This window comes from Bacillus sp. TH19 (assembly GCF_016651075.1).
Taxonomy (GTDB): domain Bacteria; phylum Bacillota; class Bacilli; order Bacillales; family Bacillaceae_G; genus Bacillus_A; species Bacillus_A mycoides.
Genome location: NZ_JAEKEO010000001.1, coordinates 72626 through 92408 on the forward strand (window position 1 = coordinate 72626; position 19783 = coordinate 92408).

A 19783-nucleotide genomic window follows, 5' to 3' on the forward strand; every position below is an offset into this window, starting at 1 on the left:
GAAAATTAAGAGATAAAATATAATAAAAAACGGCTAACCCTCCACGTAAGAGAATCAGCCATCACAAATAACTAATTATTTCATACTTGAGATATTATCACCCTTAGCGCTATACAATGAGATATTCGTTTAACCATTAAAAATTATTTAAAGGATTACTTTCTTCATTTTTTTACTATTTCATAACTTGCTTCAAATTTACTCATCGCATTTATTGCCGTCTAACAATCATCATCACACATGACTTAATACATTATTGAAAAGAAACAGTTCTACACTATGCAGGCTTTCTTTATGATTTTACCGCTAAATTTTTTATAAAACTCTCTATAGAATTCGCCTGGAATACACGGAAATAAGAAGATTGAACGTCGTAATGTTTGTCAGTAATGATAAGGATTGAAGGAAAGAATTTAGAAGTTTTCGGTTGCCAAGATTCATTATGCCATTCTTGGCTATGAAAGTATAACTCATATCTCTTTATCTTTTCTTGCATTATCTTTTTACTATACACTGACTTTTGAACTTCAATAAAGAATGGCGATCTACGCCATATAGTAAAAGCATCCGGCTCCATATATTCTTTCCCATACTTTGGTTCAACTTTGAATATTTTAGGATTTTCATAATGAACGAGTTGTTTGTATACGTCCACAATACCAAGGAAATGAGGGGTTTTTTGACTTGTCTTTCTGATAGAACTCGGTTGCGGAAAATAAATGTATGGGTGCTGCCAAACATTCGCATCAACATAGCCATCTCTTCTTAATCGTTTCATAACCGTATTACAGCAAGTTACCGCATTCTTTAAGCCTTGAAAATGCAAGTCAATAATATCGTCACGGGACATGCATCTAAATCGCTTCAAATCATTCAAAATTCCTTTATCTCTACTCTTCATCATCTAACACCCCAAATAACGGAATTTCTTCTTGCGATGAATTCTGAAGTATTTTCTCCTCTTTAGACGTGCAATATGGTTTAACAATTTGTTTCGCCTTACTTAATTCCAAATAAGGAGCTTGCACTTTCTTTAATCCATTTCGTTTTAAAATCATTTGGCCAGATTGCTCTAAGTGCTCTGAACCAGGAGTACCCATGATATTACTATTAATTGCACTATCACATTTAAAGCCGATTCTAACGGTCATATTTAGTTTTAACTTACCATCTAACACTTTCGCATCTGGCCGCTGCATACTAAGCATAAGAAAAACTCCAAGTGATCGACCGACTGCTGAAATCTTTTCAATTGTAGTCATACACTCTTTTTCATCTTTAAGCATAGCCACTTCATCGATAGCAAGTAGAATATATGGTTTTTGATGATCTGGATTTAATTTGTTGTAGGCATCAATATGATCAACCTCATATTCTTCCATAAGTTTTCTTCGTTCTCTAATTTCCTTCCACACCTTTTGAAGCATTATTTTCATTTCAATTTCTTCCATACAAACTTCTTTTACATGCTTCACTCTTCGCAAGAAATGAAATTCAGAGTTTTTTAAATCTCCAAGATACAAATGCAACGTATCAGGAGACATATATTGAATGAGTGTGGATAGTACAACACGTACCATACTACTTTTCCCGCTTCCCGTTTCCCCTGCAATTAATAAGTGCGGTGAATCGGAGTCAATCATATCGTACGCAATCATTTTTCCGAATTGGTCCCTGCCAACCACAACAGGTAAACGGTAACCTTTTAATAGTGGCTGCCACTCTTTATAATAATAATTGTACGATTTTAGCCCAGCATTTGAACGGAATACATGTAGGACAAATCTTTTCACATCACCTTCAATCGTAATATTCCGTCCTAATATTTGCTGAAAACAAAACCACTTCTTTTCAATCTTCTGTGGATCTAATCCGTTTGGTATGGTAAAAACATACCTCACGCTTTCTGCTGAAGAAGAAACATTATGTACCTTTGGATAAATAGGCACTTTTCCCCCGCGTGTTTGATGTTCCGTATATAAACCTGCTTTTCCGAACACCTCCATAAGCTGATTCCTTAACCTTTGCGTACGAAGCCACTCCTTTATAATCCCCATTACTCCCTTCCCTCCTTAAAACATGATTACGATACGAACAAATACATATCCAATCAAGCAAACTCCACCAATTCGCGTTCCGTGATAAATACCTTCACTTACAAATTTAGCTGCCGATATATAGTCATGTCGCACCAAGTATTTTTCTAACATGACTGCTCCGATTAAAATCGTTCCCATAACTCCTAATGCAATGTAAGTATGTAATACCTGATCCGACATATGAAGGAATGCGAAAGGACTTAATGAATTGTATTTACGTATTTTCTTTTCTTTATCTTTGTATGACCGATCCATAAACTCGCGAAAAGGAATTGTTTCTTTCCTAGCACGCATTTAAATGCCCCCTTTATAAACAGAATTTAGAATATAGATATTACATAGCTTCATCTACTTAATACCGTGGTAGTTTTACCTTGGTAGAAATCTTGATAAATAATGTGGTAATCATTCGCAACTTACTTTGGTAACCTCTTATTCTTCTACCTTAATAAATACCGTGGTAGCTGCTTTGATACATCATATTGTGGACAGCTTGTACATTATGTAAAAAACTTTTTCCGTCTATGCGAATAGTTTTTTACATTTATGTCCACAATGTTGAAAATAGGTTCAGGAGGGATTTAAGTGTTTTGGAAATTCGCAGGTAAAAACCGAACGAAATTAGGTAATTTTTTAGATCGGAATGGCTTCACCCAAAATGATTTAGAAAAGAACGCGAAATTAAGTCGCCCTACAGTTTCAAAGGCGTGCAATGATAAAGAATACATACCTAGTCCAACTGTAATGAAAAAAATTTTAAAAGTTATTAGGCAAATAAAACCCAACGTTAAATCCACCGATTTTTGGGATATGTAAAAACTGGCTAACTAGAGTCAGTTTTATTTTTTTTAAAAAAACCTTTATAACAGAACGCATATTCGTATATAATAAGAACAGACGTTCTTATTTAAGGAGGCATAACGGTGTATGACTACTCAATTTTGCCAAATCGAATTGTTTTATGTGTAGATCTTCGCAGCTTTTATGCAAGCGTGTCCTGTATCAAGATGGGCTTAGACCCACTGCATACTAAATTAGCTGTAGTAGGAGATGTGAACAGGAGTGGCTCCATTGTTTTGGCTGCAACACCACCATTAAAGGCATTAGGTGTTAAGAAAATGGCAAGGTTGTACGAAATACCACGGCGTAAAGACATTCTTGTAGTAAACCCAATCATGGGAACTTATATAAAATGCTCAAATTACATAACAAAATTAGCTTTACAATACGTTCCGATTGAGGATTTCCACCAATACAGCATCGATGAATTCTTTATGGATATTACAAATAGTATCCATCTGTTTGCGAATGAGCCATATGAATTTGCGTTGAAATTCAAACGTGAAATATATGAGAAAACAAGAATTGAATGCACAATTGGGATTGGGCCTAATCCTTTAATGAGTAAGATTGCTTTAGATGTGGAAGCGAAGAAGACAAAAGACTGCATCGCATATTGGAAGTACGAAGATGTACCCATAAAATTATGGCCGATACGACCACTTAGTAAGTTTTGGGGGATTTCGAGTAAAACAGAAGTAAAGTTAAATCGAAAAGGAATACATTCAATTGGAGACTTAGCGCAATACCCGCTCAAATACTTAAAACAAAGCTTTGGGGTTATTGGCGAAGAATTACACTTACATAGCAACGGCATTGATTTTAGCCGTATTGCAGAAAAATACATACCAACAACAACTTCAATGGGTAAGAGCCAAATACTCATGCGTGATTACACAATAGAAGAATTTCCAATTATCCTTCTGGAACATATCGAAGAAGTTTGTTATCGGATGAGAAGACAAAACAAACTAGCTCAAACAATCCATTTTTCCATTGGTTACAGTAAAAATTACGCTGGTGGTTTCAGAAAAACTCACACTATGAACCGACCAACTAATTTAACAATGGATATCTATCATATTTGTACATATTTTTTACATAAGTTTTATACCGGGGAACCAATTAGATCTATCAATGTTTCTTTAACCAACTTAATCAATGAAGGTGAAGAACAAATATCTCTTTTTGACAATGTAATACAACGAGAAAAAGAAATGAAATTAACGAAGGTAATGGATGAAATACGCACTAAGTTTGGTAAGAACAGCATATTAAGAGGAATTTCTTATACAAATAGTGCTACAGCAAGATACAGAAACACATTGTTAGGAGGACACAAATCATGAACAACACTAATATGCCAAAGGGACGAGGAATGGTGAAATGGACGCCATTTGCTGCAATGACAGAACAATTTGACGGTATACGTGAGATTATTAAGGAAAAGAATAAAGTAGCACGTCCAATCTTAACTTCTGAAGAAAAAGAACTTATCGAGAACATGTTATTATGCTCATTACTATCTGAAGAAGAGGTGTTGATTACATATTACGAAGATGGCTATTTGCTTACTAACTATATGACCGTAACTGATATTGATCCATTGAATTGTTCTATACTATGTACAGATGCTTTTTATAACAGGATTACTCTTAAATTTATGGATGTTGTTGATGCAAAATAAAAGCATTCAATGCAAAGTATAAATACTAAATGTGATGATTGCGCTCCCCCTTGAAATAAATGAATTCGAAGCTAAGGATATGAGACTATATTTTAAAGATATAATAATTGAAACATAAGTCAAAAATATCTTATAACAAAAGTGACTCTTGTTTTGTTAGCTTGATAGCGATGTGGCGATACCCCATGCCCATCAACTTAAGAGAACAAATCCACCCCAAAACGAAAAAATGAGCTTTTTTATTACCAATTAGCACAAAATCTCGTTCTGGGGGTAGTTGTATTTTCTTAGGTTGATAGCGATGTGGTGCTACCCCATATCCATCAAGCTAAGATTTTAAACACTTAAGGAATTTGTAAGTATCAAGTAAGAAAAACGAGAGCTTTGTTTCTTAATTTTAAAACTGTTGGTGGACGAAAAAAGGCATATAGAGTGTTTGGTTACAAAGATGGGGAAAAAAAATCTTTTCCGATTACATTTAAAACATTGAAACATGTAAGAACGTTTACCTACAAACATGCTCTCGAAAATCCTGGATGGTTAAATGCCAATGGTGATATTAGTGAATATAATGTTAAAGTGGATAGAGATGAATATAAAAATGTCTGGCAAGATAATGTTATAGAAAATGTATATAAAAATTACACTGATTTTAATAATTGGTAGCAGTAATTCTTAAACTGCAATGATTCCAGACTTATTTTTCACAAAAAGTTATGAATAAATGTAAAAGTATAAGGCAATTCACTCATATAGAGCAACAAGAAATCAAAAATGAAATTGATAAATAGATGACTGAAAATGTTTCAGAAATGAAACTAATTGAGGCATCTATTTTTTATTATGTAGGGAATATTGTTGTTCGAAGCAACGAATGTACGACTACGAATTGAATTTATTAGACATTAATTTTTATACCTTTGAAATTTTAATGAGTCCTAACCGTTTGTAAAGGTAATGCAAACAATATTATAAACGTTTATATTTTCATATCACCTTTACAAACATAAATGGTACAATTATGGTAGCAAATGTAAGGAGATAATTTCATATGGCAAATATTTATGGATACTTACGTGTAAGTACAAAAGATCAAAATGAACAGCGCCAGTTACATAAAATGATGGAACGCGGTGTGGAAGCTCGGAGAATTTTTGTTGATAAAGCAAGTGGACGAAATTTTGATCGCCCGCAATACCAATTGCTAAGAAAAATATTGAGTCAAGGTGATATTGTCTATATAGATGCTTTGGATCGTATGGGGCGAAATTATGATGAAGTCATTTCAGAGTGGAAATACATAACAAGAGAATTACAGGCTGATATTGTTGTTTTAGAAAATGAAACATTGTTTGATAGCCGGAAGTTTCGTGAGATGGGGGATATGGGCAGATTAATGGAGGATCAATTTTTATCTTTACTTTCTTATGTTGCAGATCAAGAGCGTAAAAAAATTCGTCAGCGACAAGCTGAGGGGATTGCTGTAGCTAAATCTCAAGGAAAACATTTAGGCCGTCCTCAAGTGAACCTTTCAACCTTAAGCAAACAACAAATACATATAATAGAAGAAACTCATTCAAAATGGAAGAGTGGAGAAATAACAGCTGTTATGTTTATGGAAATGGTAGAACTAAAGAAAAATACTTTTTATAAAATAATGAAAGAATATGATGAAGCAAATTAGCATCTTGCCTATTAGAAATTCTACTTTTCCCCCAGTTGTAGGAACGCTGGTACTACCTCTAATAAATATAACAATATAAGAAACAAAAAAATTAGTTATTTGTAAATTGTTTTGTGTTCTAGACAAAATAAGTTTAAGTAATAATATTTCAAATGAATATACTGATCATAAAGCGTGTATATATTTATATGAACTTGGAAATACAAGTGGGGATGTAACTATTTTATTTAGGATGGTGTACTTGAAATGGATCTACAAGCTGGAAAATTATACTGGAACACAACTTTTCCCAATCCACCTTCTTATCCTTGTTTGGAAAAAGACATAATTTGTGATGTTCTAATAATAGGTGCTGGAAGCTCAGGTGCTCAATCAGCCTACTATTTATGTGATTCGAATTTAAATGTGGTTGTAGTTGATAAACGAAAGGTTGGACATGGCAGCAACCTAACTAATACAGCGCTCATACAATATTTGGGTGATAAAATGTTTTTTGAACTTGTTAATACATTTGGGGAAGAGTATGCAGTAAAACATATGAAATTATGTGAAGAAGCAATTAATGATATTGAATTTGCAAATCAAAAATTACCTTCTCAGTCTGATTTTATACGTCGTGATAGTTTATATTATGCAAGCTATGAAGAGGATATTAAGAAATTAGAAAAAGAGCTTTATTACTTACAAAAGCATGGTTTTAAAGCAGATTGGTTATCAGAAAAACAAATTGGACAGAAATATCCTTTTAAAAAATATGCCGCCCTATATACGTATAACGATGGCGAAATAAATCCCTATAAGTTTACACATAATTTATTACAACAAGCTTCCAATCAAGGAGTACAGATTTATGAAGATACTGAGATTGTTGGTAAAAAATTAGAAAAAGACTTTGCTACTTTTTATACAAAAAGTGGTAGTAATATTACTACCAAGAAAGTAATTGTAGCTGCGGGTTATGAAGGGTTAGAATTAAAAAAGGAAAAGAACGCTACTTTAATTAGCTCGTATGCAGTTGTCACTACCCCAGTTGAAGATTTTTCTTCTTGGCATAAACGTACTCTTATTTGGGAAACTGCTAGACCTTATATATACATGAGAACCACAGTAGATAATCGAATTATTATAGGTGGTCTAGATGAAGATACAAACATTGCTGAAGAAAGAGATTCAAAATTAATCCATAATAAAGAAAAGCTATTATATGAATTCAATAAGCTCTTTCCTAATATTACAGTTAAACCTGAATTTTATTTAAGTGCCTTTTATGGTGGTACTCATGATGGTTTACCTATAATTGGAATGTATGAAGATTTTCCTAATTGTTATTTTATCTATGCGTATGGAGATAATGGATTAGTGTATAGTATGGTACTTTCTAAAATTATCCGAGATGTAATTATAAAAGGTTCTAGTCCTAATTTTAATTTATACTTGCAGTCCAGACCTAATTTAAATAAATAGACTGTATACGTTAATAAAAAATTAGAGATTTAGGAATTAATGTACTTAATGATATAGAAACTATATATTTATAGTTATAGGTATTGTAATGAAAATCAAGCTAAGGTTTTCATATACCCCCTAAATGAAAAATTTCTTTCTGTACAGATAGTTACTCTGAGAAGTCAGCTCATTTTTTCGTTTTGGGGGCATGTATTTTTCTTAAGTTGATGGGCATGTATGGCGAGGCCTATTATGTGAAATATTCTAATTTTGCATTTGGGAAAAACTTCTTCATATAAGAATAAAGATAATTTTTTATATCCTCTTCTTCTTCTTTTTGATAAATATATTTTCCAATTCCATATTTGCCCCATTTATATCTTCTCTTCTCTTCATTTAATTCCAATTTTGTCATAGGGTAGTTTTTTTCAATCACCCTCTTAGCAGGCTTTGTAAAACGATGCTGAATAAATTCAAATGTAATATCATCCCGTACATCCAGGGGTAATTCAGCATCAAGGCGTTCAAACATATGATAGTACCCATCCTGCCATCCTTCATGAAGATAAATAGGAGCCACAATGAATCCGAGTGGATAACCTGCTCTGGCTACTTTTCCTGCTGCCTCAATTCGTTTAACTAACGGAGAAGTACCAGGCTCAAAATTTTTAATAACATAATCAGCATTTACACTAAACCGAAATCTTGTTTTTCCATTATGTTTTGCGTCCAGCAAATGATCCACATGATGAAATTTCGTAACAAATCTCAATTTTCCATATTTTGATTCTCCAAAATGCTCAATTGCACGTTTAAGCGTATGTGTTAAGTGATCAATTCCTACAATATCTGATGTACAGGAAGCTTCAAATCTTGTTAATTCTGGCTCACGAGCCTCCATGTATTTGTCAGCGGCTTCTAAGATTTCATCAACATTTACATAAGTACGGATATATGGCTTACTTCCCATTGTTGTCTGTAAATAGCAATAATGGCAATGTCCCATACATCCTGTTGCAAAGGGAATAGCATACTCTGCTGAAGGCTTTGACGTATCAAATTTCAGTGTTTTTCTAACACCAACGACAAGAGTAGATTTTGCTACCCGATACTTTTGAAAATCATTTTCACCTGGGAGATCTCTAACTTGATTATGGGAAGTAGTATGTCGAATTTCAACATCCATCTTTGCAAATTTTTCATGAAGTTCTCTCCCTAATGGATAATCTAATGCTTTGGGTTCAAAGTATACAAGCTTAGGCATAAATGGATAATTCATTCTAACATCCCCTCTGAAGCATCCCCATAATAGTAGTTGTAGGCCTGATTGGCCTCTGCTTCTGTAGAATAAACAGCCATCTCATTTGATAGTGGATAATAGGTTTCATAAAGAAACAAAGCTAATTTATTTGGACTCTCAGGGTGATTTACAACTGCTGCAGCTTGTATATTTGCTACATCCTGAGTGTGGGGGTTTCGGTAAAAAATATAGACAATATCTCCAGGATGATAAGTTTTAATTTCATTAGAAAATTCCATTCAATCACCTTTTCTTTTTATAAAATTCAATGTGCAAAATTATACATTATAAATTTTCTCCTATATTGCATAAAAATATGTCTTCTTTTTTGAAGGAAAATCTAGGTTCTAATAATTACACTATAATTTGAGATGGACCGAATAGAAAAAATATTTATTTTGGATTACATTTATGATTCATCCTATGGCGGGGGTAACATCAAATGCTCATCGACTTAATAATATAAACAAAATAAACTTTCATTCATTAGGACTAAAATACTCTTAAAGTAATGGTAAAATCTTAATTTTCTTTTTCCATACTGAGCCTGAGCACACACCTTTTTAAAGTATCAGTACCAATATGGCCAAGTGTGAAAGAACATTTTCAAATAGTTTGAATTTGCTACAACAGAACCAAATTAATTGAGAGTGATGGTGGTTGACATTGTTAAAATAAAAATTTTTACATAGAAAATAAGAAATTGCACAAATTAAGTATGATTCTATTACTTAATAGTGAGGTGATTAATTATGTCAGTACTAGACAATTTTGATCAATGGAAAAGCTTTTTAGGAGAGCGCTTAGAACAAGCCCAAGGAAAAGGAATTGCTGGTGAGGCAGTTTCAGATATGGCATTCCGTGTAGGTGATTATTTAGCAAATGAAGTAGAGGCGCGAAATGATCAAGAAAAACTATTAGCTGAGCTTTGGAAAGTTGCTAACGAGCAGGAACAACATACAATTGCTAATTTAATGGTAAAGTTTGTACAACATAAATAAACAATTATGATTTTTTTAGTCACACTTCTATATGAAAAAGGTGTGACTATTTATTTTTCAAATCTTCCATGCTCATTACATAGATAGATTTTTTAGTACGTGACTTGATATTTTTCATACGAAAACTTGAATTACATTGCGTATGCCATATATCTAATGATTTTGTTGTGAGCTCATTTTAACTAATAATTTTGTACCCCCCACCTAAAATTCGATATACCTCTTCCACAAACCAGTAGTGATCCAAATCTTCACTTCTTTTATTTTGCTCCTTGTATATGTTTTGATCTTGAGAGCCCGCCAAACTTACCACCAGCAGAAGCAATTTTCCCATCTATAGGGCCACCTTGAGGAAATCCTTTTGGTGCTTCTAGGCTTTGTGGTTCATACATAATATCTCCACAGTTTACATTAAGTGCACTATAGTCTGGGCTACATAAAGCTGCTCGACTTCCAGGTTTTTCAACAAACCCATGTGTATATGCATTTTGAGGAATTAACGTTGTGCTTAGAATGCCAGTAGCTAGTATAGCAACACTTAATCCTTTTTTCCTTTTACTAATTGTTTTAAAACAATTTAAAATTTGATTGTTCATATAAATATCCCCTTTATGTTAATCTTTGTACAAAGTTGAGGGCTTTGATGCAAAAGAATAACAATAAACGCATTATTTAAGGGTTACACGTATGAAAAACAAAAAAATAACTAACTAGTTAGTTATTTTTTTTGTTTATGCAATCTTATTAATATATAATGACATACTTACAACTTTAAATAATACAGAAGTTTTGAAGAAATTTTGTATATTGTAGAAACTCAATAAAATCAAATCTAATTATTATATTTACTCTATCCTCTCACATATTTTCTAGAATAAATGACATACTACGTATGTGCTATGAAATAAGTAGCTCAATTTATTGTTCATTCAATTGGCAGATAATATATGTTTTTATCTGCCAAACTCCATTCATTCTTTTTTACTTTTTGAAATTTTATATCTTTGGAGGTTATATAAATGACGTTTCCGAATTCTAAAGAAGAAAAGACTAGCTATTCTAAAAATTCCACAACGAATACAATTAACTCTAAACTTAAACCAGAAGAACAAGCCATGAATGGATTGTACGGAATGCCAGAAACTGATATTGAAAATAAAAATCATCAAAAAAAAGAAATTTGAAAAATACTTAGCATTTCAATATCACCTTTATTGTCCATACATATTTCAATTTTGATAAAAACAAGGGAAATCAAAGTTCCCTTGTTTTTTATATTATCAAGCATCTAATTTTTTTGTTTCTTTCTTCTTCCAAAGCTTTCCTGGCCAAAATGCAAATCGTCCTAGAACCACTGTAATGGCAGGGACAAGAAGTGGCCTTACAATAAACGTATCTAATAGTACACCTATTGCTGTAACAAGACCAAATTGAACAAGTACTTGGATTGGTAAAGTAGCTAATACTGCAAATGTACCTGCTAAGATTAAACCAGAAGACGTAATAACACTTCCTGTTTGAACTACTCCATTTTTTACTGCTTCAAGATGTGTTTGGGTTCTTTTATTCTTCCATATTTCAGAAACCATAAATGTATTATAGTCTTCTCCTAAGGCGACTAGGAATACAAAAGCATACAAAGGAATTGCCCCTTGAATTGCGGGAGCATCCATACCATAGTGAAGTAATAACCAGCCCCTAATGCAGAGAAGAAAGATAATACAACTGTTAAAATTAAATAAATCATCGCAACAATAGAACGAAGATAAACAAGCAATAATAATGCGATAATACCAATCATGACAGGGATAATTACATCTTGATCACGCTCGGTAGTTTGTTTTGTATCATATAATGAAGCTGTTTCTCCCCTAATCCATATATGGTTCTCAGCATCATTTATTTCAGATTTTTTCATTATTTGTTTCAAACTTTTTCTTAACTCAGGGATTTTATTCATGCCCTCAATTGAATATGGATTTTCTCGTAAGGAAACTTCATACATTTGTAATTTACTATTCTGTTTCCCTTTTATAGGTTCCGTTACTTGATCTACGAAAGAAAGTTTTTTCAACTCTGTTGTTACAGGTATGTCTTTCCCTTTTGTATCAACAACAAGTTGTACGGGCGCTAACTCTCCAGGTGAAAAATGATCTGATATTAAATCCCTCACGTGATGGCATATCTTTAGGAAATGATTCTAATAAATCGTACGTAAAATGAATTCGTGGAACAAATGATGCCAAGCCACCCAATAGCAATAGTGTCAGCAGGATAATGGCCCAAGGTTTACGTATCACAAGGTCTCCAAGTTTTTTGCTCAGAAGTCCTTTCGATTCCTTTACCTTAATCGCTTTCTTTTTTTCCTAGCACGTTCTTCATTCATCTCATTTGTTCTTGGTATGAACGGGAAAAATGCTACTCTCCCCAAAATAAGCTAGTAATGCTGGTAAAAGCGTCAACCATAAGGAACACAGCTACACTAAATGGCACTGCAAATCTATGGAAAGAACCAATATGAGCAAGTAAAAGGGTACCTAATCCAACTACCACTGTAAGAGCACTCATAATAATTGCGCCACCCGATTCTTTAATAGCAAGTTGCAGAGCTTTAAATTTATTTTGTTCTACTTTTATTTTTTGGCAAAATAAAAAAGCCTAAGAGAAAAACTGAAATAATCAGTATCTCCAAAGCTTTGATTCTTCCGTGAAACAGTAGCGCTGGGAGTCTTCTCTCAGACCTGACGAAAATAATAATTATATAATGAACATATATTATACACTTTTTTAAAACTCATACAATATTAATAAATACAAATTATCGACTTCTAAACCTAATCCCTTAGATTAAGATTGACTTAATTGGTCTAATAAAAATGAATAAATTCTGAAACGATGCATACATAATACATAACTTTAAAGAAAATATCTTATTCCTCTTTATCCCATGTATTTTGTTTGTGCTTATACGCACCCCTCGAATTTTTTGTTAGATCTACTATATCTGTTTCCTTACCAAATTCAGTACTATAATTAGGTTTTCCGTAATCTTTACGATTCATCTCTTGATTCGCATCCTTCATCGGTTGAAACAACTGCGTTAAGCACATTAATCCACTTAGTCCAACAAGAGCAAAGATTACTCTTGCTATGGAAGAGTGAAGAAATAACAGCTGTTATCTTTATGGAAAAGTTAGAACTAAAGAAAAACACACTTTATAAAATAATGAAAGAACATGGAGAAGCAACGTAACGTCTATCTTATAAGAATTGCTACTTTACTCCTATTAGTAAGTAAGCAGGTACTCCCATGAATTATCCAAAATAAAAAAGTCAAAGCCATGTGGTATACATGGCTTTGACTTTTTTATTGTATTAATCTTCATCTTCATCTAATGTATTATGGTTATTCTTATAAACGTCCGTAGAAGTTCTGTTTAAATTTGTTATATGTGTTTCCTCACCAAATTCTGTACTATAATTAGGTTTTCCATATTCTTTACGATTCATTTCTTGATTCGCATCTTTCATCGGTTGAAACAACTGTGTTAAGCACATTAATCCACTTAGTCCAACAAGAGCAAAGATTACTCTTGCCAAAAAGGCGTTCTGTCCACCAAATATTGCCCCTACGAAATCAAACTTAAAGAAACCAATTAGCCCCCAATTAATAGCACCAATAATAACTAAAGCTAAGGCAATTCGCTGTATAGTTCTCATTGATATAACACCTCCTTCTGTCTCAACTTTTAAAACTATGTACAGGAATACTATGTATTATTCCTGCTTGAATCGTTAGCTTTAATTTTCATTTAAAGTGATAGCCCATAATTCAACATAAGTACATTCAAATGCCATAATATAAACTTTGACTAATATTTTAATGTTTTTATTATTTAGTACTGCCATAAGACTAGATGATATTACGGTTATCTGTACTGCAATAATTAACCCTATGGGTATTTTTCGCATCATATTAGCTATCATGTTAGTTGCTAGGATTCAATCTTATCATTAGAAATTAACTATGGTTTCATACACAAAATATCTAATACATACGGAATTTATTATTTTTATTTCTACAAGGCTTCTTTATATTACAGAAATTAACCTTTCCTAAAACGGCTTGCTTCTTCTATTTTGCATAATATACAGCAGTACGTTCATACTAGATATGAGCCGTTAAAAAGCTCATATAAATGGCTAACGTTTCATAACAAGTGGGCAAAGCAGACAGTTTATTGAACTGACTGCTTTGTTTATTTTTTATATTTTATCTGCCTTTTTTCTTGGTTGGAAACCAGTTTGCCTTAGAGACTCATTCCAACTGCCAAAATACCTTACATATGTGGATAAGGCAGGCATATTAGGATCTTTTAATATTTCTTTGGCAGTCGGTAATTTTTGATAGGCATGAGCCCATTTCTTTAGCCTGGATAACAAAATCCTTCTTGTATACATATTGAGCATGTAACCGCCTTTTCATAGTTCTTAATTTATGAATTACTTTAATAAATCAAAATAATAATACATACTGAAGATATTAAAAAGGCAAGCATCAAAATGTGCTTGCCTTTTCTTCTAACGACGATGTTCCACAAGATCAATTACACCTAAAACAACGTGAGCTAAACCAAATCCAAATACTGTATTTGCAATCATCTTATTGGATCCACGAGTTTGCTTCAAAGCATAGCCCGCAGCTGTAACTGCTGTACCTAATGTAGTTGGAATTAATCCTTCACGAATATTCATAGTAACGTCCTCCTAGTATCGCAGTTAGTAATCCTGGTTTAATACTTTGAAATTAAAGTACTAAAACAAGTATTAGTATTTTCCTGTCTTGTGAAAATATGTGGAGTTATTTTAAATATCTTTTTTTCATTATGATACAGCGTAACTAAAAATGTTAATGCGTAAGTTGTTTTAATACATTTACATGTTCCCTATCTTTATTTAAAATATCATGTATTAACATATGACTTTCTGGATCCAAATCACCATGTACAATTTCTTCTGATATTTGAATGCCATAATAACCTTCCCCCTTTAACGCGCTGCTTACAATTCCTTCTGTTGTATCTGGTACTGTAAATTGACTTATCAAGCCTTGAACAGACCCAACGATTCCTTCATTATCAACCGGTACTCCTCCAAGATTTTGTATTCTTTCTGCTACTTTCAAGGCATGTTGTTTGTGATCTTGTTGTATTTTTTGAAATTCCTTTTTTATTTCTGGATCTTTTAGCTTCTCTATATAATGCTCATAGGCATGAATACCCATGTACTGCCCTTTTAGAAAGGCATTTAATGTATTGACTACACTCTGTTTTTCCATATCATCACTTCCTTTTTACGTTATCCTTTTACAGAAGTCGATCGATTATCCATACGTGTGTGCAATACTATTAGTTAATTTTTTGTTATATCGTGCCTCTAAATCCTTTCTCCTCTTTCACTCACTTTGAAATAAATATCATTTATGTTTAATCACTTCCCATTAGGTTCATACTAACTTTTGTTTAAAAAATATGAGAAATGGAGTTGGATTAAATATGGAATTTGAAGGTAGAAATTCTACTGAATCTTCACTTCTTCATTATAAATATGGTCTGGGTTTATTTACTGAGAAGATGCCTAAACTAGCTGAACAATTTAATTCCTTTACAGAGGAATGCTTTAAAGAAGGCACCTTATCCAAAAAACAAAAACAGTTAATTGCTTTAGGTATTAGCCTTTATTCTCAGGATGAATATTGTATCATTTATCACATTAAAGGATGTCTAGATCAAGGAGCTTCAGAACAGGAGATCTTTGAGACGGTGGGAGTGACAGCTGCATTTGGTGGTGGTGCTACTATGAGTCAGGCAGTAACGCTTGTACAAGAGTGTATACAAGAGTTAAAGCAGTAATAGAACTATCATCATGAATTGAGGAATATATTTATCGAGCTCATGTGTTGCTATCTTTACACAATAAATAAAAACAAAAAACTTGAGTGTGTGCGAAGTATACTCAAGTTTTTTGTTTTTATGCTTAATTCATACTATAAATTGCCCAAGATAAATATGTAGCAAAGGTAGTCCATAACAGATAAGGGATTAGAAGCCATCCAGCTACTTTAGATAAGCGGAATGAATAAATGATAAGAAGAAATGCAGTAACAGCCACTAACAGACAATCTATCGTTGCTAAGAATGGTGGAACTGAAAAAAGCTAAAAGGGGTCACCATACATGCCCATCAACTTAAGAACGAAAATAAAATGAGCTTTCGTTCAAATCAACTAAAAAACTCGTAACATACTTTTGATTTTTAAAAATACGCATACCAAATAAACTCTAACAAGTTTCATTTTTAAAATTATGCAGCTTTCTTTTGTTTTTTCAATCCATTATACTCATAGACAACACCCATAATATCAAAGATAGTTTTCTTCTCATATCGGTGAGATTTCCGTCCATTCTTCTGTAGGAGGGCGAAAAGACGGATCAAAATCTTTGTTATGTCTTGGGTGTTTTTCTTTAACGTTTGGTATAACAGCGATACATGATCTTGAATCATCCCAATGGCTTTATATTCACTTAGTTCTCTTTTGTTCTTTTGTAACAGAAGTTGACGCATTTTAAACATTGTAGAAGAACATATAAAAATGGCAATGAGTCTTCCGTATACATGACACTCTAATTATTATCTTTGCTTTTATCATTCTTACATGGATATGATTTGCATAATTAAAAAGAGTAACCATGCGCCACCCAGATCAAGGCAGTACCTACTATAATTGCTATTGGTTTAATTATTTAATCATGTCTTTATTCAATAATTCAATGATGTCTTTAGATTCAGGAACTTGTATCAACGCACCTAAATTAGCAATTGCATCTCCTAATTCTTCAAATGATTTCGTACAACCTTCAGTGGCTTTCTTTAATCGTTCGAGTCTTAATTCTGCTTCGTCAGTATCAACAGTAGTTCCAATTTCTAATGTACTTCTAGGTTCTTTTACTTCTTCCATCATTCATCCTCCTAATCAAATGTCCATTTTGTTCAATAAAAAAAGAGCACTATAAAGTGCCCTAAGCTTCTGAGTATAAAATATACGACAATGCCTTGCCCGTTCTAATGGCGCAACATAAAAGAGCTTTATAGCGGAATATATATAGCTCTCGGAAAAGGAATAAGTTGGTTGGCATTGACTCGATATTGTATGTTTGGGAATTCCTTATGTGCAATAAAAAAAGAGCCCTATAAGGTGCTCGTCCGATACGATTATAAAGAATGAATACGTCGTGTTCAGTTATTAGTATAGCTTGTCTCATTCAAAGTTTTACTGGTTTAATGTGTAATTTCTATATAACAAAGAAAAAAGCACCCTCATTGGATGCTTTTCATAATTACGCACTTAAGATATCTTTAATTTCTTGTAATGTTAGTCTATCTGGATTTTCTGTCCCTCTCCAGATCACTAACATTCGTCTATATTTATTTAACATAAGACGATGAGTGTTGTAAGTTTCATAATCGTTTTCTGCTCTTAAGTCTTCATACAGATTTAATTCATGCATATAGTACTTTGCATAATCAGCATATTTAGCTTCTAAATCATCATTTAAATCATAACCAGAAAATTTAAGGTCATCTTTTTCTACATTTTCTTTAGCTTCTAAATCATCATAAGACCAATTAAGTTCCCTATGCATCCTTAATACTTCAATAGCTTCTTCGCACTGAGCTTCTGTCATTTCATTTTCAATAAATCTGATATTCTCTGAATAGTGTCTTGTATATCCTTTTTCTAAAGCTATTCGCATCTTTTTATAATACTCTTCATCATCCGGATAAAGTTTCTCCAAAATTAAATATTGATTCACTAATGCTAATCTTTCTTTTTTTGTTAGTTGCATTCTTCCTCTCCCCTTTCTTTTCTATACCTATTATTCAACAAGAATCATCATAATCCTTTCATTCGAATAAACAAAAAGCCATCACCGAAGTGACAGCTCTAAAGTGGATGGGAGAAGAATAAGAATCTTCTCGTTTATACTCCGTGGAGTCGGCTACTTAATGTCATTTTCACCATTTACGTTTGCACAATGTGATTATATCCAGACGCATATGTTTCTTCCTACGCCTTGTTTGAACCAACACACAAGACTGAGGGGAATGTTCAGCTGTATTGGCTCAAACAAAGAGCGGAAGCTCTCTGCATAGCGAAAATTCGTGAGTGATCGCTATAAGTGTAATGCCCTGTCAAAATTGATGAAGAAGCCCTTTATTCTTGTTTTTCTTTTTAAAAACGCGATGTTCATTCGATCAGAACGACCACCCCATTTCCATTTTCAAGAAACGACGTTAACAAAGAATAGAACGTTATTATGTTCACCATCAACCCAGAGGACATGGCGGTCTCTGAGCTGAGCACTAAACATAATAGAAACAGTATGACGAATGCAAGTATATCACACCCGCCACACTGGAGTATGTCATTGTTATAACTTCATTGGTCTTTTCGTCTGATAGAGGACTCTTACCTCCTTGCCCCGCAACAGGAAATCCACCGCAAACTAAGTGCGTCATGTCATCCGCTTACTTACCTTTCAGCGCAATAACACTTTACGGAAATCCTCGAGAGCATTCGTCCGTGGAATGCTAGCACCGGAAGGGATTGTGTTCCCCTTCTGATACTAACTTTACCGTTTATTCAATTGTTAAAAGGTACCCGATATGGTAGCCCGAAAGTGCCATTTTATATCATCCCTAATGCATCTGCGAAGTTGATTACAGCTGACTTTTTCTTTCTGTAGAATGTTCTTCTTTTGATACCAATAACCGTATAAATGTAATCGTCATTCAACACTTTTGTATTCATGTATTTCATTTCAAGGATTTTTCTTTCGTTCTCATCAAGTGCCTCTTCCAACGCTCTTTTTATTTGAATGTATCTGATGTACTTTTTCCCTTGATCATCCGGCTTTGGTTTTAATTCGGGAAACAATAACTCTGCACCGAATGCTGTTCTTTCTTGTTGATTATGAAATCGAACTTTAAGTACACGATACTTTTGTAATTCCTCAATAACCATTTCTCTAATATCATCTTCAGTAACTAATTGTTTTTGTCCCAAGTCATAATCCCCCTATTTCGAATTTGTGTTTTTAACATCACATAAGGTACGTGAAATTTTACTATCTCATTATTGAATAAGGGAACGATGACTACAATACAGCCCCCACCACACTGTTAGTCATGGTTCCACTATCCATTTACTCTCCTTCTAATCCCCAACAACTTAAATACCATTTGTACACTTTACCATCCACACTACCTACGCTGCTATTGAATTTAACATCACTTCCATACTCTTCGTTAAGATCTGATATAACTTTTTTAACTGTTGAGATATCTCCTGAATGTGCTAAGTAAATGTAAAAGTGACCACAACCCGCAATCCTAACCCTTACCTTATTTTCACAAACTTCTTTTAACTTTTCTCGTAATGTAGCAATATACATTCTTCTCATCCTCCTTAAGCTATTATTCTCTGTAAAGCCGCTTTCTTCTTATCCTCATCATGAATTCTCCAACCATCATTAAAATGGTCTATTAACTCCTGATACTTAAATACATCGAATATCGTAACGTACTGATTATCTCCAAACCCTGGTTCTTTTCGGAATAACATATATTCTCGTGTACCTTCGTATCTTCTAATGACACTCACCCC

The 19783-nt window shown here is 33.2% G+C and carries 24 protein-coding genes and 5 pseudogenes; 10 read left to right on the top strand and 19 right to left on the bottom strand.

All coding sequences use genetic code 11. The features are described from left to right. Positions 1-292: 292 nt before the first annotated feature. The 3 genes from JFU54_RS00295 to JFU54_RS00305 are packed head-to-tail and all read right to left on the bottom strand — an operon-like array spanning position 293 to position 2393. On the bottom strand, positions 293-868 hold the full coding sequence (locus JFU54_RS00295) for a replication-relaxation family protein (protein ID WP_078205614.1): 576 nt from the start codon (positions 866-868) through the stop codon (positions 293-295). Between the two features lie 22 nt (positions 869-890). After that, complete coding sequence (locus JFU54_RS00300) at positions 891-2057, bottom strand: FtsK/SpoIIIE domain-containing protein (RefSeq protein ID WP_151304109.1); 1167 nt, start codon at positions 2055-2057, stop codon at positions 891-893. Between the two features lie 15 nt (positions 2058-2072). Further along, positions 2073-2393 carry a hypothetical protein gene (locus tag JFU54_RS00305; protein ID WP_002069793.1) on the bottom strand — a complete coding sequence of 107 codons (321 nt, stop codon included), beginning with the start codon at positions 2391-2393 and terminating at the stop codon, positions 2073-2075. Between the two features lie 291 nt (positions 2394-2684). Between JFU54_RS00305 and JFU54_RS00310 the strand changes: the two genes are divergently transcribed. The 6 genes from JFU54_RS00310 (at position 2685) to JFU54_RS00335 (ending at position 7774) form a co-directional block, all read left to right on the top strand. Further along, positions 2685-2915 (top strand): helix-turn-helix domain-containing protein, encoded by a 231-nt coding sequence (locus tag JFU54_RS00310; protein WP_201038173.1) that lies wholly within the window; start codon positions 2685-2687, stop codon positions 2913-2915. A gap of 107 nt (positions 2916-3022) precedes the next feature. Next, on the top strand, positions 3023-4288 hold the full coding sequence (locus tag JFU54_RS00315) for a Y-family DNA polymerase (RefSeq protein ID WP_002069795.1): 1266 nt from the start codon (positions 3023-3025) through the stop codon (positions 4286-4288). Next, the gene (locus JFU54_RS00320; protein WP_151304111.1) at positions 4285-4626 is read left to right on the top strand and encodes a YolD-like family protein; all 342 of its coding nucleotides are present in this window, start codon (positions 4285-4287) and stop codon (positions 4624-4626) included. Before JFU54_RS00315 ends, JFU54_RS00320 begins: the two co-directional genes overlap by 4 nt. A gap of 432 nt (positions 4627-5058) precedes the next feature. Further along, a complete protein-coding gene (locus JFU54_RS29535; RefSeq protein ID WP_201038278.1) occupies positions 5059-5292 on the top strand; it encodes a hypothetical protein in 234 nt (77 codons plus the stop codon). Between the two features lie 385 nt (positions 5293-5677). Next, positions 5678-6310, top strand: coding sequence for a recombinase family protein (locus tag JFU54_RS00330; RefSeq protein WP_151304112.1), 633 nt, complete (start codon positions 5678-5680; stop codon positions 6308-6310). 246 nt (positions 6311-6556) lie between these two features. Then, positions 6557-7774 carry an NAD(P)/FAD-dependent oxidoreductase gene (locus tag JFU54_RS00335; protein WP_151304113.1) on the top strand — a complete coding sequence of 406 codons (1218 nt, stop codon included), beginning with the start codon at positions 6557-6559 and terminating at the stop codon, positions 7772-7774. A gap of 232 nt (positions 7775-8006) precedes the next feature. On the opposite strand, the gene splB is transcribed toward JFU54_RS00335, so the two are convergent. After that, the gene (gene splB, locus JFU54_RS00340) at positions 8007-9035 is read right to left on the bottom strand and encodes a spore photoproduct lyase (protein ID WP_001108843.1); all 1029 of its coding nucleotides are present in this window, start codon (positions 9033-9035) and stop codon (positions 8007-8009) included. Continuing rightward, on the bottom strand, positions 9032-9295 hold the full coding sequence (locus JFU54_RS00345) for a transcriptional regulator SplA domain-containing protein (protein ID WP_151304114.1): 264 nt from the start codon (positions 9293-9295) through the stop codon (positions 9032-9034). Before JFU54_RS00345 ends, splB begins: the two co-directional genes overlap by 4 nt. 513 nt (positions 9296-9808) lie before the next feature. On the opposite strand from JFU54_RS00345, the gene JFU54_RS00350 reads away from it, so the two are divergent. Continuing rightward, the gene (locus JFU54_RS00350) at positions 9809-10057 is read left to right on the top strand and encodes a DUF3243 domain-containing protein (protein WP_078205606.1); all 249 of its coding nucleotides are present in this window, start codon (positions 9809-9811) and stop codon (positions 10055-10057) included. 293 nt (positions 10058-10350) lie between these two features. Here JFU54_RS00350 and JFU54_RS00355 read toward each other — a convergent pair. Next, positions 10351-10653, bottom strand: a pseudogene (locus tag JFU54_RS00355) (lytic polysaccharide monooxygenase); the annotation flags it as partial. A 423-nt stretch (positions 10654-11076) separates the two neighbouring features. Here JFU54_RS00355 and JFU54_RS00360 point away from each other — a divergent pair. Then, entirely contained in the window at positions 11077-11241 is a 165-nt protein-coding gene (locus JFU54_RS00360; protein ID WP_201038175.1) for a DUF4021 domain-containing protein, read from the top strand. Between the two features lie 96 nt (positions 11242-11337). Here the strand turns inward: JFU54_RS00360 and JFU54_RS00365 are convergent. Together JFU54_RS00365 and JFU54_RS00370 are read right to left on the bottom strand one after the other, a co-directional pair. Next, positions 11338-12685: pseudogene (locus tag JFU54_RS00365) on the bottom strand (MMPL family transporter); the annotation flags it as partial. A 302-nt stretch (positions 12686-12987) separates the two neighbouring features. Then, positions 12988-13167 carry a hypothetical protein gene (locus tag JFU54_RS00370; protein WP_242488118.1) on the bottom strand — a complete coding sequence of 60 codons (180 nt, stop codon included), beginning with the start codon at positions 13165-13167 and terminating at the stop codon, positions 12988-12990. Between the two features lie 41 nt (positions 13168-13208). Here JFU54_RS00370 and JFU54_RS29540 point away from each other — a divergent pair. Then, positions 13209-13310: pseudogene (locus JFU54_RS29540) on the top strand (recombinase family protein); the annotation flags it as partial. Between the two features lie 122 nt (positions 13311-13432). Here JFU54_RS29540 and JFU54_RS00375 read toward each other — a convergent pair. The 4 genes from JFU54_RS00375 to JFU54_RS00385 all read right to left on the bottom strand — a co-directional run bounded on the left by JFU54_RS00375 (position 13433) and on the right by JFU54_RS00385 (position 15395). Next, positions 13433-13777 carry a DUF378 domain-containing protein gene (locus JFU54_RS00375; protein ID WP_078205603.1) on the bottom strand — a complete coding sequence of 115 codons (345 nt, stop codon included), beginning with the start codon at positions 13775-13777 and terminating at the stop codon, positions 13433-13435. A gap of 546 nt (positions 13778-14323) precedes the next feature. Next, complete coding sequence (locus tag JFU54_RS29545; RefSeq protein WP_078205601.1) at positions 14324-14527, bottom strand: homing endonuclease associated repeat-containing protein; 204 nt, start codon at positions 14525-14527, stop codon at positions 14324-14326. Between the two features lie 111 nt (positions 14528-14638). Next, positions 14639-14812 carry a hypothetical protein gene (locus JFU54_RS00380; protein WP_001025956.1) on the bottom strand — a complete coding sequence of 58 codons (174 nt, stop codon included), beginning with the start codon at positions 14810-14812 and terminating at the stop codon, positions 14639-14641. Positions 14813-14966: 154 nt separating this feature from the next. Beyond that, complete coding sequence (locus tag JFU54_RS00385; RefSeq protein WP_078205600.1) at positions 14967-15395, bottom strand: ferritin-like domain-containing protein; 429 nt, start codon at positions 15393-15395, stop codon at positions 14967-14969. Between the two features lie 217 nt (positions 15396-15612). On the opposite strand from JFU54_RS00385, the gene JFU54_RS00390 reads away from it, so the two are divergent. After that, the gene (locus JFU54_RS00390) at positions 15613-15969 is read left to right on the top strand and encodes a carboxymuconolactone decarboxylase family protein (protein ID WP_078205599.1); all 357 of its coding nucleotides are present in this window, start codon (positions 15613-15615) and stop codon (positions 15967-15969) included. A gap of 124 nt (positions 15970-16093) precedes the next feature. On the opposite strand, the pseudogene JFU54_RS00395 reads toward JFU54_RS00390, so the two are convergent. The 7 genes and pseudogenes from JFU54_RS00395 to JFU54_RS00425 all read right to left on the bottom strand — a co-directional run. Continuing rightward, positions 16094-16255, bottom strand: a pseudogene (locus JFU54_RS00395) (tryptophan-rich sensory protein); the annotation flags it as partial. A gap of 164 nt (positions 16256-16419) precedes the next feature. Continuing rightward, positions 16420-16743 (bottom strand): annotated as a pseudogene (locus JFU54_RS00400) (IS4 family transposase); the annotation flags it as partial. Between the two features lie 112 nt (positions 16744-16855). Further along, a complete protein-coding gene (locus JFU54_RS00405; RefSeq protein ID WP_201038176.1) occupies positions 16856-17074 on the bottom strand; it encodes a hypothetical protein in 219 nt (72 codons plus the stop codon). 379 nt (positions 17075-17453) lie between these two features. Next, the gene (locus JFU54_RS00410; RefSeq protein WP_201038177.1) at positions 17454-17963 is read right to left on the bottom strand and encodes a YfbU family protein; all 510 of its coding nucleotides are present in this window, start codon (positions 17961-17963) and stop codon (positions 17454-17456) included. 842 nt (positions 17964-18805) lie between these two features. Continuing rightward, a complete protein-coding gene (locus JFU54_RS00415; protein ID WP_078205596.1) occupies positions 18806-19183 on the bottom strand; it encodes an ArpU family phage packaging/lysis transcriptional regulator in 378 nt (125 codons plus the stop codon). Positions 19184-19322: 139 nt separating this feature from the next. Further along, positions 19323-19571, bottom strand: coding sequence for a hypothetical protein (locus JFU54_RS00420; RefSeq protein ID WP_078205595.1), 249 nt, complete (start codon positions 19569-19571; stop codon positions 19323-19325). Positions 19572-19585: 14 nt separating this feature from the next. Continuing rightward, complete coding sequence (locus JFU54_RS00425) at positions 19586-19780, bottom strand: hypothetical protein (RefSeq protein WP_085313208.1); 195 nt, start codon at positions 19778-19780, stop codon at positions 19586-19588. Positions 19781-19783: the final 3 nt, after the last annotated feature.

Coding starts and splice junctions, on each gene's coding strand:
- JFU54_RS00375 (WP_078205603.1), bottom strand. CDS start 13,777: ATGAGAACTATACAGCGAATTGCCTTAGCTTTAGTTATTATTGGTGCT.
- JFU54_RS00320 (WP_151304111.1), top strand. CDS start 4,285: ATGAACAACACTAATATGCCAAAGGGACGAGGAATGGTGAAATGGACG.
- JFU54_RS00410 (WP_201038177.1), bottom strand. CDS start 17,963: ATGCAACTAACAAAAAAAGAAAGATTAGCATTAGTGAATCAATATTTA.
- JFU54_RS00390 (WP_078205599.1), top strand. CDS start 15,613: ATGGAATTTGAAGGTAGAAATTCTACTGAATCTTCACTTCTTCATTAT.
- JFU54_RS00350 (WP_078205606.1), top strand. CDS start 9,809: ATGTCAGTACTAGACAATTTTGATCAATGGAAAAGCTTTTTAGGAGAG.
- JFU54_RS00360 (WP_201038175.1), top strand. CDS start 11,077: ATGACGTTTCCGAATTCTAAAGAAGAAAAGACTAGCTATTCTAAAAAT.
- JFU54_RS00385 (WP_078205600.1), bottom strand. CDS start 15,395: ATGGAAAAACAGAGTGTAGTCAATACATTAAATGCCTTTCTAAAAGGG.
- JFU54_RS00335 (WP_151304113.1), top strand. CDS start 6,557: ATGGATCTACAAGCTGGAAAATTATACTGGAACACAACTTTTCCCAAT.
- splB (WP_001108843.1), bottom strand. CDS start 9,035: ATGAATTATCCATTTATGCCTAAGCTTGTATACTTTGAACCCAAAGCA.
- JFU54_RS00380 (WP_001025956.1), bottom strand. CDS start 14,812: ATGAATATTCGTGAAGGATTAATTCCAACTACATTAGGTACAGCAGTT.
- JFU54_RS00330 (WP_151304112.1), top strand. CDS start 5,678: ATGGCAAATATTTATGGATACTTACGTGTAAGTACAAAAGATCAAAAT.
- JFU54_RS00405 (WP_201038176.1), bottom strand. CDS start 17,074: ATGGAAGAAGTAAAAGAACCTAGAAGTACATTAGAAATTGGAACTACT.
- JFU54_RS00305 (WP_002069793.1), bottom strand. CDS start 2,393: ATGCGTGCTAGGAAAGAAACAATTCCTTTTCGCGAGTTTATGGATCGG.
- JFU54_RS00420 (WP_078205595.1), bottom strand. CDS start 19,571: ATGTATATTGCTACATTACGAGAAAAGTTAAAAGAAGTTTGTGAAAAT.
- JFU54_RS00345 (WP_151304114.1), bottom strand. CDS start 9,295: ATGGAATTTTCTAATGAAATTAAAACTTATCATCCTGGAGATATTGTC.
- JFU54_RS00370 (WP_242488118.1), bottom strand. CDS start 13,167: ATGTGCTTAACGCAGTTGTTTCAACCGATGAAGGATGCGAATCAAGAG.
- JFU54_RS29545 (WP_078205601.1), bottom strand. CDS start 14,527: ATGCTCAATATGTATACAAGAAGGATTTTGTTATCCAGGCTAAAGAAA.
- JFU54_RS00300 (WP_151304109.1), bottom strand. CDS start 2,057: ATGGGGATTATAAAGGAGTGGCTTCGTACGCAAAGGTTAAGGAATCAG.